General features: G+C 66.1%; 10 protein-coding genes. 8 read left to right on the top strand and 2 right to left on the bottom strand.

Annotated features, from left to right (window positions below):
- The first annotated feature begins 18 nt into the window (after positions 1-18).
- From AC57B5_RS04390 to AC57B5_RS04410, 5 genes are all read left to right on the top strand, one after another.
- Positions 19-2,898, top strand: coding sequence for a 2-oxoglutarate dehydrogenase E1 component (locus AC57B5_RS04390; protein WP_013802660.1), 2,880 nt, complete (start codon positions 19-21; stop codon positions 2,896-2,898).
- 54 nt (positions 2,899-2,952) lie between these two features.
- Complete coding sequence (gene odhB / locus AC57B5_RS04395) at positions 2,953-4,218, top strand: 2-oxoglutarate dehydrogenase complex dihydrolipoyllysine-residue succinyltransferase (RefSeq protein ID WP_013802659.1); 1,266 nt, start codon at positions 2,953-2,955, stop codon at positions 4,216-4,218.
- A 90-nt stretch (positions 4,219-4,308) separates the two neighbouring features.
- The gene (gene lpdA, locus AC57B5_RS04400) at positions 4,309-5,736 is read left to right on the top strand and encodes a dihydrolipoyl dehydrogenase (protein ID WP_013802658.1); all 1,428 of its coding nucleotides are present in this window, start codon (positions 4,309-4,311) and stop codon (positions 5,734-5,736) included.
- A 97-nt stretch (positions 5,737-5,833) separates the two neighbouring features.
- On the top strand, positions 5,834-6,937 hold the full coding sequence (gene zapE, locus AC57B5_RS04405) for a cell division protein ZapE (RefSeq protein WP_496398829.1): 1,104 nt from the start codon (positions 5,834-5,836) through the stop codon (positions 6,935-6,937).
- Positions 6,938-6,977: 40 nt separating this feature from the next.
- On the top strand, positions 6,978-7,697 hold the full coding sequence (locus AC57B5_RS04410) for a hypothetical protein (protein WP_496398830.1): 720 nt from the start codon (positions 6,978-6,980) through the stop codon (positions 7,695-7,697).
- A gap of 9 nt (positions 7,698-7,706) precedes the next feature.
- Here the strand turns inward: AC57B5_RS04410 and AC57B5_RS04415 are convergent, their stop codons facing one another.
- A complete protein-coding gene (locus tag AC57B5_RS04415) occupies positions 7,707-8,477 on the bottom strand; it encodes a PP2C family protein-serine/threonine phosphatase (protein ID WP_012205334.1) in 771 nt (256 codons plus the stop codon).
- Between the two features lie 136 nt (positions 8,478-8,613).
- Between AC57B5_RS04415 and AC57B5_RS04420 the strand changes: the two genes are divergently transcribed.
- On the top strand, positions 8,614-10,806 hold the full coding sequence (locus tag AC57B5_RS04420) for an ATP-dependent DNA helicase (RefSeq protein ID WP_496398831.1): 2,193 nt from the start codon (positions 8,614-8,616) through the stop codon (positions 10,804-10,806).
- Here AC57B5_RS04420 and AC57B5_RS04425 read toward each other — a convergent pair.
- Positions 10,769-11,560 (bottom strand): outer membrane protein assembly factor BamD, encoded by a 792-nt coding sequence (locus AC57B5_RS04425; RefSeq protein WP_012205336.1) that lies wholly within the window; start codon positions 11,558-11,560, stop codon positions 10,769-10,771. The genes AC57B5_RS04420 and AC57B5_RS04425 overlap by 38 nt on opposite strands.
- Positions 11,561-11,773: 213 nt before the next feature.
- On the opposite strand from AC57B5_RS04425, the gene dnaE reads away from it, so the two are divergent.
- Together dnaE and clpS are read left to right on the top strand one after the other, a co-directional pair.
- Positions 11,774-15,307: a DNA polymerase III subunit alpha gene (dnaE, locus tag AC57B5_RS04430; RefSeq protein ID WP_496398832.1), complete on the top strand. Its 3,534-nt coding sequence runs from the start codon at positions 11,774-11,776 to the stop codon at positions 15,305-15,307.
- 133 nt (positions 15,308-15,440) lie between these two features.
- Positions 15,441-15,818, top strand: coding sequence for an ATP-dependent Clp protease adapter ClpS (clpS, locus tag AC57B5_RS04435; protein WP_012205338.1), 378 nt, complete (start codon positions 15,441-15,443; stop codon positions 15,816-15,818).
- Positions 15,819-15,867 lie beyond the last annotated feature (49 nt).

A 15,867-nucleotide genomic window follows, 5' to 3' on the forward strand; every position in this document is an offset into this window, starting at 1 on the left:
GGCGGAGGTCAGCGCAATATGAGCGATCAGACGTCGGTCTACCAAGCCTATCAAGGCAATACTTACCTCTTCGGCGGCAATGCCCCCTACGTCGAAGAAATGTACGAGAACTACCTGGCCAACCCCGGTAGCGTGCCGGATTCCTGGCGCGAGTACTTTGATGCACTGCAACATGTGCCCGCAGTCGACGGCACGGACTCCAAGGACGTCCCGCACCAGCCCGTCATCAACGCTTTCGCCGAGCGCGCCAAGCAAGGCGGCACCAAGGTGGTCGTGGCCTCCGGCGCCGACTCCGAGCTGGGCCGCAAGCGCACCGCCGTCCAGCAACTGATCGCCGCCTACCGCAATGTCGGCGCACGCTGGGCCGATCTCGATCCCCTCAAGCGCACCGAGCGCCCCGAAATTCCCGAGCTGGAGCCGTCGTTCTACGGCTTCACCGATGCCGACCAGGAAACGGTGTTCAACACGAGCAACACCTTCTTCGGCAAGGAAAGCATGTCGCTGCGCGAGCTGATGAACGCGCTGCGCGAGACCTACTGCGGCACCCTGGGCACCGAGTACATGTATGCCACCGACCAGACGCAAAAGCGCTGGTGGCAGCAAAAGCTGGAAACCAGCCGTACCAAGCCCAGCTTTGACGCCAGCCAGAAAAAGCGCATCCTCGACCGCCTGACGGCTGCCGAAGGCCTGGAACGCTACCTGCACACCAAGTACGTCGGCCAAAAGCGCTTCTCGCTGGAAGGTGGCGAAAGCTTCATCGTCGCCATGGACGAGCTGATCAACGCTGCCGGCCAGAAGGGCGTGCAGGAAGTCGTGATCGGCATGGCCCACCGCGGCCGCCTGAACGTGCTGGTCAACACCCTGGGCAAGATGCCCAAGGACCTGTTCGCCGAGTTCGATCACACCGCTCCCGAAGATCTGCCCTCGGGCGACGTGAAGTACCACCAGGGCTTCAGCTCCGATGTGTCCACCGCTGGCGGCCCTGTCCACCTGTCGCTGGCCTTCAATCCCTCGCACCTGGAAATCGTCAACCCCGTGGTCGAAGGCTCGGTGCGCTCGCGCATGGACCGCCGCGACGACCCGCACGGCAAGCAGGTGCTGCCCGTGCTGGTGCACGGCGATGCCGCCTTTGCCGGCCAGGGCGTGAACCAGGAAACCCTGGCGCTGGCCCAGACCCGTGGCTACACCACGGGCGGCACGGTGCACATCATCATCAACAACCAGATCGGCTTCACCACCTCCGATCCGCGCGATACCCGCTCCACGCTGTACTGCACCGACATCGTCAAGATGATCGAGTCGCCCGTGCTGCACGTGAACGGCGATGATCCGGAAGCCGTGGCACTGGCCGTGCAGCTGGCGCTGGAATTCCGCATGGAATTCTCCAAGGACGTGGTCGTGGACATCGTCTGCTTCCGCAAGCTGGGCCACAACGAGCAGGACACGCCTGCCCTGACCCAGCCGCTGATGTACAAGAAGATCGGCGCCCACCCCGGCACCCGCAAGCTGTACGCCGACAAGCTGGCCACGCAAGGCCTGGGCGAATCGCTGGGCGACGATATGGCCAAGGCCTACCGCGCCGCCATGGACGAAGGCCGCCACACCGTGGACCCGGTGCTGACGAACTTCAAGAGCAAGTACGCCGTGGACTGGAGCCCGTTCCTGGGCAAGACCTGGACCGACGCTGGCGACACCGCCATCCCGCTGACCGAATGGAAGCGCCTGGCCGAACGCATCACCACGATCCCCGAGACCGTGACCCCGCACGCGCTGGTCAAGAAGGTCTATGACGACCGCGCAGCCATGGGCCGCGGCGATGTCAACGTGGACTGGGGCATGGGCGAGCACATGGCCTTCGCATCGCTGGTCGCATCGGGCTACCCCGTGCGCCTGTCGGGCGAGGACTGCGGCCGCGGCACCTTCACCCACCGCCACTCGGTCATCCATGACCAAAAGCGTGAAAAGTGGAGCGAAGGCACCTACATCCCGCTGCAGAACGTGGCCGACAGCCAGGCTCCGTTCACCGTCATCGACTCCATCCTGTCCGAAGAGGCCGTGCTGGGCTTCGAGTACGGCTATGCGTCGAACGATCCCAACACCCTGGTGATCTGGGAAGCCCAGTTCGGCGACTTCGCCAACGGCGCCCAGGTGGTGATCGACCAGTTCATCGCCTCCGGTGAAGTCAAGTGGGGTCGCATCAATGGCCTGACGCTGATGCTGCCGCACGGCTATGAAGGCCAGGGCCCCGAGCACAGCTCGGCACGCCTGGAGCGCTTCATGCAGCTGGCCGCCGACGCCAACATGCAGATCGTGCAGCCCACCACGGCCAGCCAGATCTTCCACGTGCTGCGCCGCCAGATGGTGCGCCCGCTGCGCAAGCCGCTGGTCATCATGACCCCCAAGTCGCTGCTGCGCAACAAGGATGCGACCTCGCCGCTGTCCGAGTTCACCAGCGGTGGTTTCCAGACCGTGATCCCCGAGCAGGACGAAGCCGTCGTGAAGAACGCGGCCAAGGTCAAGCGCGTGATCGCATGCTCGGGCAAGGTCTACTACGACCTGGTCAAGAAGCGCGCCGAGAAGGAAAGCAAGGACGTCGCCATCATCCGCGTCGAACAGCTGTACCCCTTCCCGCACAAGGCCTTCGCCGCTGAACTCAAGAAGTTCGGCAACGCCACCGAGATCGTCTGGTGCCAGGACGAGCCGCAGAACCAGGGCGCCTGGTTCTTCGTGCAGCACTACATCCACGAGAACATGCTCGATGGCCAGAAGCTGGGCTACTCCGGCCGCGCTGCCTCGGCATCGCCCGCCGTGGGTTACGCACACCTGCACCAGGAGCAGCAAAAGGCCCTGGTGGAAGGCGCGTTCTCCAAGCTCAAGGGTTTTGTCCTGAACAAGTAAGGCAGCCCCCACCCGCTACGTATCAGTACAGAACACTTTTGGAAAGAATCACAAATGGCTATCGTTGAAGTCAAAGTTCCCCAGCTGTCCGAGTCCATCGCTGAGGCCACCATGCTGACCTGGAAGAAGAAGGCCGGCGAAGCGGTTGCAATCGATGAGATCCTCATCGAAATCGAAACCGACAAGGTCGTGCTCGAAGTGCCCGCACCCGCCGCTGGCGTGCTGGCCGAGATCGTGCAAGGTGACGGCGCCACCGTGGTGGCCGAGCAGCTGATCGCCAAGATCGACACCGAAGGCGTGGCCGGCGTGGCCGCTGCCGCTCCTGCTGCAGCCGCCGCTCCCGCTGCTGCAGCGCCTGCTGCTGCTCCCGCCGCTGCTGCTGCCACTGGCGGCAGCAAGGGCGATGTCGCCATGCCCGCCGCTGCCAAGCTGCTGGCAGAGAACAACCTGTCGGCCGCCAACGTGGCTGGTTCCGGCAAGGATGGCCGCGTGACCAAGGGCGACGCCCTGGCCGCCGTCAAGGGCGGCGTGCAGTCCACGGCTGCCGTCATCCCCACCGGCGTGCCCACCAAGGCGCTGCCCCAGGTGTCGGCTCCCGCTGCCAAGGAAGACCTCAGCGGCCGTCCTGAGCAGCGCGTGCCCATGAGCCGCCTGCGTGCCCGCGTGGCCGAGCGCCTGCTGCAGTCGCAGTCCACCAACGCCATCCTGACCACGTTCAACGAAGTGAACATGGCCCCGGTGATGGATCTGCGCAAGAAGTTCCAGGACGCCTTCACCAAGGAACACGGCACCAAGCTGGGCTTCATGTCCTTCTTCGTCAAGGCGGCAGTGCACGCCCTGAAGAAGTACCCCGTGCTCAATGCTTCCGTGGACGGCAACGACATCGTCTACCACGGCTACTTCGACATCGGTATCGCCGTGGGTTCGCCCCGTGGCCTGGTGGTGCCCATCCTGCGCAATGCAGACCAGATGAGCTTCGCCGACATCGAAAAGAAGATTGCCGAATTCGGCAAGAAGGCGGCAGACGGCAAGCTGGGCATTGAAGACATGACCGGCGGCACCTTCTCCATCTCCAACGGCGGCACCTTCGGCTCGATGATGTCCACCCCCATCATCAACCCGCCCCAGTCGGCCATCCTGGGCGTGCACGCCACCAAGGACCGCGCCATGGTCGAGAACGGCCAGGTCGTGGTCCGCCCGATGAACTATCTGGCCATGTCCTATGACCACCGCATCATCGACGGCCGCGAAGCCGTGCTGGGCCTGGTGGCCATGAAGGACGCGCTGGAAGATCCTTCGCGCCTGCTGTTCGACCTGTAATTCCACAGGGTTCGACACGACGAAAACCCACCCTTGGCCGCGTGCCCTGCGGTGGGTTTTTTCATGCATCACAGACAAGAGATTCCTGAAATGAGCAAGCAATTCGACGTCATCGTCATCGGCGCGGGCCCTGGCGGCTACATCGCCGCCATCCGTGCCGCACAACTGGGCTTCAACGTGGCCTGTATCGACGAGTGGAAGAACGCCGCGGGCGGCGCCGCTCCGGGCGGCACCTGCACCAACGTGGGCTGCATTCCCTCCAAGGCCCTGCTGCAGTCGTCCGAGCACTTCGAGCACGCCAATCTGCACTTTGCCGACCATGGCATCTCCACCGGCAAGGTCGAGATGGACGTGGCCAAGATGATCGCCCGCAAGGATGCGGTCGTGAAGCAGAACAACGACGGCATCCTGTACCTGTTCAAGAAGAACAAGGTCACCTTCTTCCACGGCCGTGGCTCGTTCGTCAAGGCGGTCGAGGGCGGCTACGAGATCAAGGTTGCCGGCAAGGAAGAGGAGGTGCTGACGGGCAAGCAGATCGTGGTCGCCACGGGCTCCAGCGCCCGCGCGCTGCCCGGCGTGCCCTTCGATGAAGAGAACATCCTGTCCAACGACGGCGCCCTGCGCCTGGGCAAGGCCCCCAAGAAGCTGGCCCTGATCGGCGCTGGCGTGATCGGCCTGGAAATGGGCTCGGTCTGGCGCCGCCTGGGCACGGAAGTGGTCGTGCTCGAAGGCATGGACAAGTTCCTGTCCGCCGTGGACGAGCAGATCGCCAAGGAAGCCAAGAAGGCGTTCGACAAGCAGGGCCTGAAGATCGAGCTGGGCGTGAAGATCGGCGAAATCAAGAGCGGCAAGAAGGGCGTGTCCATCGCCTACACCAACGCCAAGGGTGAAGCCCAGGCGCTGGAGGCCGACAAGCTGATCATCTCCATCGGCCGCACCGCCAACACGGCCGGCCTCAATGCCGAGGCCGTGGGCCTGGCACTGGACGAGCGCGGCTGCGTCGTGGTCGATGACGACTGCAAGACCAGCCTGCCCGGCGTCTGGGCCGTGGGCGACGTGGTGCGCGGCCCGATGCTGGCGCACAAGGCCGAGGAAGAGGCCGTGGCCGTGGCCGAGCGCATTGCCGGCCAGCATGGCCATGTGAACTTCGGCACCATTCCCTGGGTGATCTACACCAGCCCCGAAATCGCATGGGTGGGCCGCACCGAGCAGCAACTGAAGGAGCAGGGCGTCAAGTACAAGGCTGGCACCTTCCCCTTCCTGGCCAACGGCCGTGCGCGCGCCCTGGGCGACACCACGGGCATGGTCAAGTTCCTGGCCGATGCCGAGACCGACGAAATCCTGGGCGTGCACATGGTCGGCCCCATGGTCTCGGAGCTGATCTCCGAAGCCGTGGTCGCCATGGAGTTCAAGGCATCGAGCGAAGACATCGCCCGCATCTGCCATGCCCACCCCTCGCTGTCCGAGGCCACCAAGGAAGCGGCCCTCGCCGTCGACAAGCGCACTCTGAATTTCTGAGTGCCAGGCTAGCCATCTAGCCCAAGCCAAAGACCTGAAAGCGCTTGCCCTGCAAGCGTTTTCAGCTTCTGAATACATAGCGAATGGTTGATGCTGCATGAGCGTTTCAGTGCGAGAGGCCTACGAGGCCGAACTGGTAGCCAAGGGCTTTCACAGTGATCCTGCGCAGTTGCGCGCCGTCGAGGCGCTGCAGCGCTGTGCCGACGACTGGGCGGTCTACCGCCAGCGCCGCTCCAACGCCTTCAAGAAGCTCATCAACCATCCCGAGATTCCCCGTGGCGTCTACATGTACGGCGGGGTGGGGCGCGGCAAGAGCTTTCTCATGGACTGCTTCTTCAACGCCGTGCCGCTCAGGCGCAAGGTGCGTCTGCATTTCCACGAATTCATGCGCGAGGTCCACCGCGAGCTCGCCGTGCTGCAGGGCACGCAGAACCCGCTGGACGTGCTGGGTGCGCGCATCTCCAAGAAGTACAAGCTGATCTGCTTCGACGAATTCCACGTGGCCGACATCACGGACGCGATGATCCTGCACCGGCTGCTGGTCTCGCTGTTCGCCAACGGCGTGGGCTTTGTCACCACCTCCAACTTCAAGCCCGACGAGCTGTACCCGGGCGGCCTGCACCGCGACCGCATCCTGCCGGCCATCGACCTGCTCAACGAGCGCATGGAAGTCGTCAACGTGGACAACGGCACGGACTACCGCCGCCGCACGCTGGAAAACGCCCGGCTCTATCACACGCCCCTGGGTGCCGAGGCCGATGCGGCCATGACCGAAACCTTCGTCAAGCTGGCCGAAGTCAAGGACGAAGACCCCGTGCTGCACATCGAGGCGCGCGAGATCCGTGCGCGCCGCCGCGCCGGTGGCGTGGTCTGGTTCGACTTCCGCGAGCTGTGCGGCGGCCCGCGCTCGCAGAACGACTACCTGGAGATCGCGAGCCAGTTCCACACCGTGCTTCTGTCCGACGTGCCCTATATGCCGGTCAACATGGCATCGCCCGCGCGGCGCTTCACCTGGCTGGTGGACGTGTTGTACGACCGCAGGGTCAAGCTGGTCATCTCGGCCGCCGTGCCGCCCGAGCAGCTTTACACTGAGGGCCCGCTGGCCCATGAGTTCCCCCGTACCGTATCGCGCCTGAACGAGATGCAGTCCAAGGAATTCCTGGCGCTGGAGCGCCGTGTGGTGGACACCAGCCTGACCTGAGGCCGGTCCCGGCCGCTGGCGTCGTTTGCCGGACCTGTACATGCTGAAACTGCCTACCTCTGCTTTCGCCCTTTTGAAGAAACTGCCCGCTCCTATGGGCGCTGCGCTGGCCTGCCTTGTGCTGGCCGGCCCGGCCATGGCTGCGGAGGCTGGCGCGGATAGCGATGCCGATGCGCGGCAGGAGCGCGCCCAGGCTGCAAAGCAGGTCCAGGCCGAGCGCAAGGCCGCACGCGCCGAGATCGCGGCCCAGCGTGCCGTCATCGACAGGCGGCGCACGGCCCTGGAGTCCGAGTGCTACCAGCGCTTTGCCGTGGAAGACTGCCTCAGGCAGGCGCGCGAAGAGGCCCGTGAGCAGGACAAGCCGCTGCGCGAACGCGAGCTGCAGATCAACGACGAGGAGCGCAAGGAGCGCGCCGCCCAGCGCCTTGAGGATATCGAGGCCAAGAAGGCGCAGAAGGCCGCCTCGTCCATGCAAGCCAAGGAGCGGCCACCGGCCGCCCAGCGCGACACCCAGGCCATCAGGGCCCAGCGTGCCCAGGACGCACAGCAGCGCGCAGCCCAGCAGGCCAGCCACCAGCGTGATCGCCAGGCGCAGATCGAGCAGCGCGAGTCTGCGCAGGAGCAGGAGCGGCGAGCTGCCGCCCGCGCCCAGTTCGAGGCCAAGCAAAAAGAGGCTGCCGAGCGCAAGGCCCGCGCCGCCGATGCCGCCCGTGAACGCGGCCCGCAGGCAGCGCCACTGCCTGCGCCTCCCGCGCCCTGAGTCCGGTGGTCAGGCCGTCACCGGCTCCAGTGCCTCGAGCTTGAGCACCACCAGCGACAGGTTGTCACCCCCGCCCTGGGCGCGCACGCGTGCCTTGTCGATCAGGAATTCCGTGGCCTCGCGCGGCGTGAGCGCGTTGAGCACGGTGCCCAGTTCCTCCGCCGTGTAGTAGTGCCAGACGCCGTCGCTGCAGGCCATGAGCGTGGTGCCCGGGTGCACGTGCTCGATCACGTGGTGGCTCATGGGCGGCTCGGCCTCGGTGCCCAGGCAGCCCAGCAGGATGTTGGACTTGGGGTGCACATGGGCCTCGAATTCAGTGAGTTCTCCCCTGTCCACCAGGGACTGGACGTAGGAGTGGTCCTTGGTGCGGTGGACCATGGTCGCGCCCTGGTAGTGGTAGATGCGCGAATCGCCCGAATGCACCCAGTGGCAGCGGCCCTGGGGCAGCAGCACGAAGGCGGCAATGGTGCTGTGCGGCTCCTGCTCGGCCGAAATGGCCGTCAGCCGGATCACCATGTGCGACTCGTGGACGATGCTCTCCAGCAGCGCCGTGCAGTCTTCCTTGCCCGGCTCGAAGCGCTCGAACAGCTGGCGCGCCGTGAGCATGACCTGGTCGGAGGCCTTGCGCCCGCCACTGCGCCCGCCCATGCCGTCGGCCAGCACGCCCAGCAGGCAGCCGTGTACATAGGGGTGGGCCATGAGCATCACCTGGTCTTGCTGGTATTGCCTGTCACCGCGATGGATGCCTGTGGCGGCTTGGAGTCGGTACGCTGGCTGCATGGTCTCTGGTTTGGTGGGCTCTTGGGGCGGTGGATGGGCACACCAATGTCATGGCGCATATTATCGGAGCACCGTCCCCGGCGCTGGCCCGCCGCACCCCGGCGGCGCTCTCTTTTTCAACAAACGGACCCGCCCTTTGCATTCCCTGACCGCCGCCGTGCAGGCGGCCTTCGCGCCGCAAGGCCTGCTGTCGCGCGCCGAGGCGCTATTCCTGCCGCGTGAGGGGCAGACCCGCATGGCCCTGGCCGTGGCCCAGGCCATAGAGCAGCGCCAGACCCTGGTGGTCGAGGCCGGCACGGGCGTGGGCAAGACCTATGCCTACCTGGTGCCGGCCCTGCTCAGCGGCCAGCGCGTGCTGGTGTCCACGGCCACGCGCGCGCTGCAGGATCAGCTGTATGCCCGCGATCTGCCGCGCCTCGTTGCCGCGTTGGGCATGCCGCTGCGCATGGCGCGCCTCAAGGGCCGCAGCGCCTACCTGTGCATGGAGCGGCTGGAGCGTGTGCGCCAGGGCCGCACGGCGCCGCAGGACCCGCAGGTGCTGCGCAGCGTGGCCCTGGTCGAGCGATGGGCACGCACCACGCGCACGGGCGACCTGGGCGAGTTGCCCGCGCTGGATGAGCGATCGCCCGCGCTGCCCCTGGTCACTTCCACACGCGACAATTGCCTGGGTTCCGACTGCCCGCATTGGCAGGACTGCCATGTCAACGTGGCCCGCCGCGCTGCGCTGGAGGCCGACGTGGTGGTCATCAACCACCACCTGATGTTTGCCGACCTGGATGTGCGCGAGTCGGGCGTGGCCCAGTTGCTGCCCAGCGTGGGCGTGGTCGTGGTGGACGAGGCCCACCAGCTCAACGACACCGGCGTGCAGTTCGCGGGCCAGAGCCTGTCGGGCCAGCAACTGACGGGCTATGCCCGCGATGTGCTGCGCGCCGGCCAGGAACTGGCGCGCGGCATGGCCGACTGGATGCAGCTTTCGGCACGTGTGGAGCAGGCCTTGCGCGAGCTGCGCCTGGCGGCAGGCAAGCCCCCGGTGGGCGGGCGCCTGCCCTGGCAGGGCGTGACGCCGCAGGGGTTGGACGCGCAGCGCTGGCGCACCGCCCTGGTCACACTGGGGCGTAGCCTGCGGGCATTGCTGGAACCGCTGGTGCAACTGCAGGTCAGCGACCCCGAACTGCGCAGGCTGTTCGAGCGCGGCAACGAGCTGCTGCGGCGCCTGGCCACCTTTGCCGCCGCCGCCGTGCAGGACACGGTGCGCTGGCTGGAGCTGGGCAGCCAGCAGATGCGCATGCTGGAGTCTCCGCTGACCATTGCGCACATCATGCGCACGCGGCTGCTGGGGTTGACGCAGGGGCAGAAGGGATCGGAGGACCAGGAGCGAGAGGATGCACAGCCCGAGCCCGAGACACAAGCACAGGAAGAAGGCGCGCCCGCGCCCGTTCCCGAAGCTGCAGGCCTGCCTCGGCAGCCATCGGGCACCGCGTGGATCTTCACCTCGGCCACGCTGGGTGACGACGAGCGCCTGAGCTGGTTCACCGAGCCCTGTGGCCTGCGCGAGGCCCAGGTGCTGCGCGTGGACAGTCCCTTTGACTACGCGCGGCAGGCAGCGCTTTACGTGCCCCGGCCCTTTGCCCAGGCCGGCAGTGCCACGCACAGCACCGAGGTGGCGCGCCTGGCGCTGGATGCCGCCCAGCGCCTGGGCGGGCGCACGCTGGTGCTGACGACCACGCTGCGGGCGCTGCACGCCATAGGCGATGCGCTGCAGCAGTCGCTGGGGCTGTTTGGTGAACTGGATGTGCTGGTCCAGGGGCAGGCGCCCAAGCTGGCCTTGATCGAGCGCTTTATCGCGGCCGGAGAAGGCAAGGAAGGCACGCAAGGCGGGGAAGGCGCGGGCGCGAGCCCGGGGCGGGGCTGCATTCTCGTGGCCTCGGCCACTTTCTGGGAGGGGGTGGACCTGCCGGGCGATGCGCTGCAGCTGGTGGTCATCGACAAGCTGCCGTTTCCGCCGCCCGACGATCCGCTGGTCGAGGCGCGTTCGCGCAGTCTGGAATCCGTGGGGCGTCAGGCCTTTGCCGACTACATGCTGCCCGAGGCCGCCATGGCGCTCAAGCAGGGCGCTGGCCGCCTGATCCGGCGCGAGACGGATCGCGGCGTGCTCGTGGTCTGTGATTCCCGGTTGGCCACCATGGGTTACGGGCGGCGGCTGCGTGCCGCGCTGCCGCCCATGCGGACTCTGGTGGACGAGGCGGCCTTCGTTCAGGCCCTGCAGGCGCTGGCGCAGCCTGCGCCGCAGATCACCACAGCTTCCACCACGACTTCTGCTTTGCCGTGAGGTCCTGGTCGGACTCCTGGCCGTAGGAGGCGGTCAGCACGCGTTGCGCGTCGTCGCGCAACTGCGTCATGCCCAGGGCGTCGTATGAATTCACCAGGATCTGCATGGCCTCGCGCACGGCGGGCACGCCCTGGTAGTCCTTGACGGCCGTCTGCGCGCGCGCGATGGCGGCCACGTAGGCGCCGCGTCCGTAGTAGTAGCGGGCCACATGCACTTCGTACTGCGCCAGAGAGTTGACGATGTACTGCATGCGCAGCCGCGAATCCTCGGCGTAGCGCGACTCGGGGAAGCGCGTCACCAGTTCGCGGAAGGACTCGAAGGAGTCCTTGGCGGCCTTCTGGTCACGCTCGGACAGATCCTGGCGCGACAGCCAGGAGAACATGCCCAGGTTGTCATTGAAGTTGACCAGGCCCTTCAGGTAGAGGGCGTAGTCGGTGGCGGGGCTGGCCGGATGCAGCTTCAGGAAGCGGTCCAGCGTGGCGGTGGCCTGGATCTTGTCGCCGCTCTTGTACTGGGCATAGGCCTTGTCGAGCTGGGCCTGCTGGGCCAGGGGCGTGCCGGCGGCACGGCCTTCGAGCTTCTCGAACAGCGGAACGGCCTTGTCGAACGCGCCGGAGGCGGCTTCGTCGCGGGCCTCGGTGTAGATGCGGTCCGGGGTCCACTTGGCAGTAGGGTCTTGCTGCGTACTGGAGCAGGCTGTCAGAACGCCTGCGACCAGCATGGCGGGAACGATGGACAGGGGAATACGCTGCATGGTGGACGTTTCTCGGGCAATCGAAGGGCGGTGAGAGGGTTGGCGGGCAGGGACGCGGGCCGCGCTGAGGGGGCTGCACAAAGCCTGATTTTCCCGCAACCGGGCCGAAGCATTGTAACGGCCTGCGATGACCGCCCCGCAGGCGGGGGCGGCGGCAAAGGCAAGGCCGTGAACGGGTCCCGGCCTTGCGGAGCTTTCTACAATGGCGCCCATATGTTTGTCCATTTGCGCCTGCACACCGAATTCTCCGTCGTGGACGGAACCAACCGCATCAATGCCGTCGTCAAGGCCGCCGCCGAGGACGGGCAGGTCGCACTGGCCGTCACAGACTTCAACAACCTGTTTGGTGGCGTCAAGTTCTACCGTGAAGGGCGGGCCAAGGGCGTCAAGCCCGTGCTGGGCGCGGAAATCCAGATCGAAGGCGAGAACGGCGCCGCCGTCTCGCGCATCATCGTGCTGGTGCAAAGCCCGCTGGGCTACCACAACCTGTCCGAACTGCTGGCCCGTGGCTGGACCCGCAACGTGGTCAAGGGCCAGGCCGTGCACACCTGGGCCTGGCTGCAGGAGCTGGGCGAGGGGCTGATCGTGCTGGCCGGTGCCCAGGCCGGCCCCGTGGGCCAGGCGCTGATGCGCGGCGACGAGGCCGGCGCAGCCGCCGTGGCCCAGCGGCTGGCAGGCATGTTCCCGCACCGCTTCTTCATCGAACTGCAGCGCGCCGGCCGCCAGGACGATGAGGCGCACGTGCTGGCTGCCGTGCAACTGGCCGAGCGGCTGAACCTGCCCGTGGTGGCCACGCATCCCATCCAGTTCTTCGGCCCCGACGACTACGAGTCCCACGAAGCGCGCGTGTGCATCGCCGAGGGTGAGATCCTGGCCAATCCGAAGCGCGTGCGCCGCTTCACGCGCGACCAGCATTTCAAGACCGCCGCGCAGATGCAGGCGCTGTTCGCCGACATTCCCAGCGCCATTGCCAACACCGTGGAAATCGCGCGCCGCTGCAGCCTGACCCTGGTGCTGGGCAAGCCGCAGCTGCCCAATTTCCCCGTGCCTGACGGCATGACCATGGACGAGTTCTTCCGCAGCGAATCCTTCAACGGCCTGGAAGACCGTCTGACCCATCTGTATCCCGATCCCGCCAAGCGCGAGGCGCAGCGTCCGCGCTACGTGGAACGGCTGGAATTCGAGATCGGCACCATCCTCAAGATGGGCTTTCCGGGCTACTTCCTCATCGTGGGCGACTTCATCAAGTGGGCCAAGCTCAACGGCTGCCCCGTGGGGCCGGGCCGCGGATCGGGAGCGGGCTCGCTGGTGGCCTACGTGCTCAAGATCACGGACCTGGACCCGCTGGAATACAACCTGCTGTTCGAGCGCTTCCTGAACCCCGAGCGCGTGTCCATGCCCGACTTCGACGTGGACTTCTGCCAGGCCAACCGCGACCGCGTCATCGACTATGTGAAGCAGCTCTACGGCCGCGACGCCGTCAGCCAGATCGCCACCTTCGGCACCATGGCCGCGCGCGCGGCCATCCGCGACGTGGGCCGCGTGCTGGACATGAGCTACACCTTCTGCGACGGCATCTCCAAGCTCATTCCCAACAAGCCGGGCCTGCACGTCACGCTCAAATACCCGCCCAACCCGAAGAAGGAGGGCGACAAGTACACCTACGCCATCGAGGCCGAGCCCATGCTGGCCGAGCGCATCGAAAAAGAAGAAGACGTCAAGACCCTGATCGAAATGGCCCAGAAGCTCGAAGGCATGACTCGCAACATCGGCATGCACGCGGGCGGCGTGGTGATCGCTCCGGGCAAGCTCGCCGACTTCTGCCCGCTGTACCAGCAGCCGGGCAGCGACTCGGCCGTGGCCATGTACGACAAGGACGATGTGGAGGCCGTGGGCCTGGTGAAGTTCGACTTTCTGGGCCTAGCCACGCTGACCATCCTGGAGATCGCGCGCGAGTTCATCATCAAGCGCCACAAGGGCCAGGAGAACTTCGCCTTCGAGAACATCCCGCTGGACGATGCGCGCACCTACCACCTGTTCTCCGAGGGCAAGACCGAAGCCGTGTTCCAGTTTGAATCGCGCGGCATGCAGGGCATGCTGCGCGACGCCAAGCCCAGCCGCCTGGAAGACCTGATCGCACTGAACGCGCTGTACCGTCCGGGCCCCATGGACCTGATCCCCAGCTTCGTCGCGCGCAAGCACGGCAAGGAAGTGGTGGAGTACCCGCACCCGCTGGTCGAGCAGGTGCTGGCCGAGACCTACGGCATCATGGTCTACCAGGAGCAGGTGATGCAGACCGCCCAGGTGCTGGGCGGCTATTCGCTGGGCGGCGCCGACCTCTTGCGCCGAGCCATGGGCAAGAAGAAGGTCGAGGAAATGGTCATGCACCGCGGGATCTTCCGCGAGGGCGCGGCCAAGCAGGGCATCAGCGAGGACAAGGCCGATGAGGTCTTCGACCTGATGGAGAAGTTCGCGGGCTACGGCTTCAACAAGTCGCACGCCGCCGCCTACTCGCTGCTGGCCTACCACACGGCCTGGCTCAAGGTGCACTACACGGCCGAGTTCTACTGCGGGAACATGACCGTGGAAATGGACAACACCGACAAGCTCAAGGTGTTGTACGAGGACGCGCTCAAGATGGGCATCAGCTTCGAGCCGCCGGACGTCAACCGCGGCATGTACCGATTCGAGCCCGTCACCGACAAGGTCATCCGCTACGGCCTGGGCGCCATCAAGGGCACGGGCCAGCAGGCCATCGAGGCCATCGTTGCGGCGCGCGAAGGCCGCGGCGTGGGGCCGCGCGGCGCCGACAAGGGACCTTTCAAGAGCCTGGCCGACTTCTGCGTGCGCGTGGACCGCACGCGCCTGAACAAGCGCACGCTGGAAGCCCTGATCAAGGGCGGCGCCTTCGACGCCATCGAGCTCAACCGGGCGTCGCTGGTGGCCTCCATCGACCATGCCTTCGAGTTCGGCAACAAGACGCTGGCCAATGCCAACCAGGGCGGGCTGTTCGACATGATGGGCGATGACGCCGTGGGCTCCAGCACCCAGGAGCCGCCTCTGGTCGAGGCACTGCCCTGGGGCGTGAAGGAGCGGCTGACCCAGGAAAAGACGGCGGTGGGCTTCTACCTCTCGGGCCACCTGTTCGACGAGGTCGAGAAAGAGGTGCGCCGCTTCGTGCGCACGCCCCTGGCCGAGCTGCGCGACAGCCGCGAGCCCCAGACGCTGGCCGGCATCATCAGCGACTTCCGCGCCATCAACGGCCAGCGAGGGCGGCTGGGCCTGTTCAAGATTGACGATGGCTCGGGCGTGATCGAGGCCTCGGTGGACGAGAACACGCTCAACACCTACCGCGAACTGCTCAAGGACGATGAATTCGTCGTCATCACCGGGCGCCTGCAGCTCGACCATTTCAGCGGCGGCCTGCGCATGAAGGCCCAGCAGCTGTGGAATCTGGCAGACGCGCGCTGCCGCTTTGCGCGCTACCTGCAGGTCAGCGTGGGCGAGAAGATGCCTGACGTGCTTGGCCTGCTGCGCCAGTTCCCCGCCGTGGTGGAGCAGGGCGAGCACGGCGAGCTGCAGCGCGGCATGAAAGTGCGCCTGGGGCTGGTCTGCGAGGACGAGCGCGGCTCGGCCAGCTGTGAGCTGGCGTTGGGCGATGCAAGCCGCTTCTATCCCAGCGATGCGGCCCTGGCGGCCTGGTACGCCCAGGCCGGCAGTGCCCAGGTCAAGGTGGTCTACGAATAACCCGCAAGGTGGCGCAGCGCCCGATGGCGGCGAGCAGGCACTGCTTTGGTGCGTGCTTGCCGGCCCGGGCGGGCACCGCGCTTGAATTCTTCAGGCATGCCTCGCATATCCCTTCCGGAAAACAGTGGCTCCGATGGCTAGAATGATTTTCATGGCAACCCAACCCCCTTCGATCCCTCCTGCCATCCCTACAGTGCGGCCCGTGTCCGACGATGACGGCGCCGTGGTGCTGGAGCGGCGACGCCAGCGCGTCCAGCCGCCGCAGATGTACCAGGTCGTGATGCTCAACGATGACTTCACGCCCATGGAATTCGTCATCATCGTCCTGCAGGAACTCTTCGGTAAGGACCGCGAAACGGCCACCCAGATCATGCTCAAGATCCATCTGGATGGCCGCGGCGTCTGCGGCGTGTACTCGCGCGACGTGGCGGCCACCAAGGTCGAACAGGTGCTGCAGGCGGCCCAGAAGGCAGGCCATCCGTTGCAGGCGATGTTCGAGCCTGTTGAATAAACCCGGGCCGCCCTGATTTATGGTTGCAGTCAATAATCCCCAGCAAGCG

It is taken from the genome of Delftia sp. BGA-UO-ETr-SB1, from assembly GCF_059567865.1.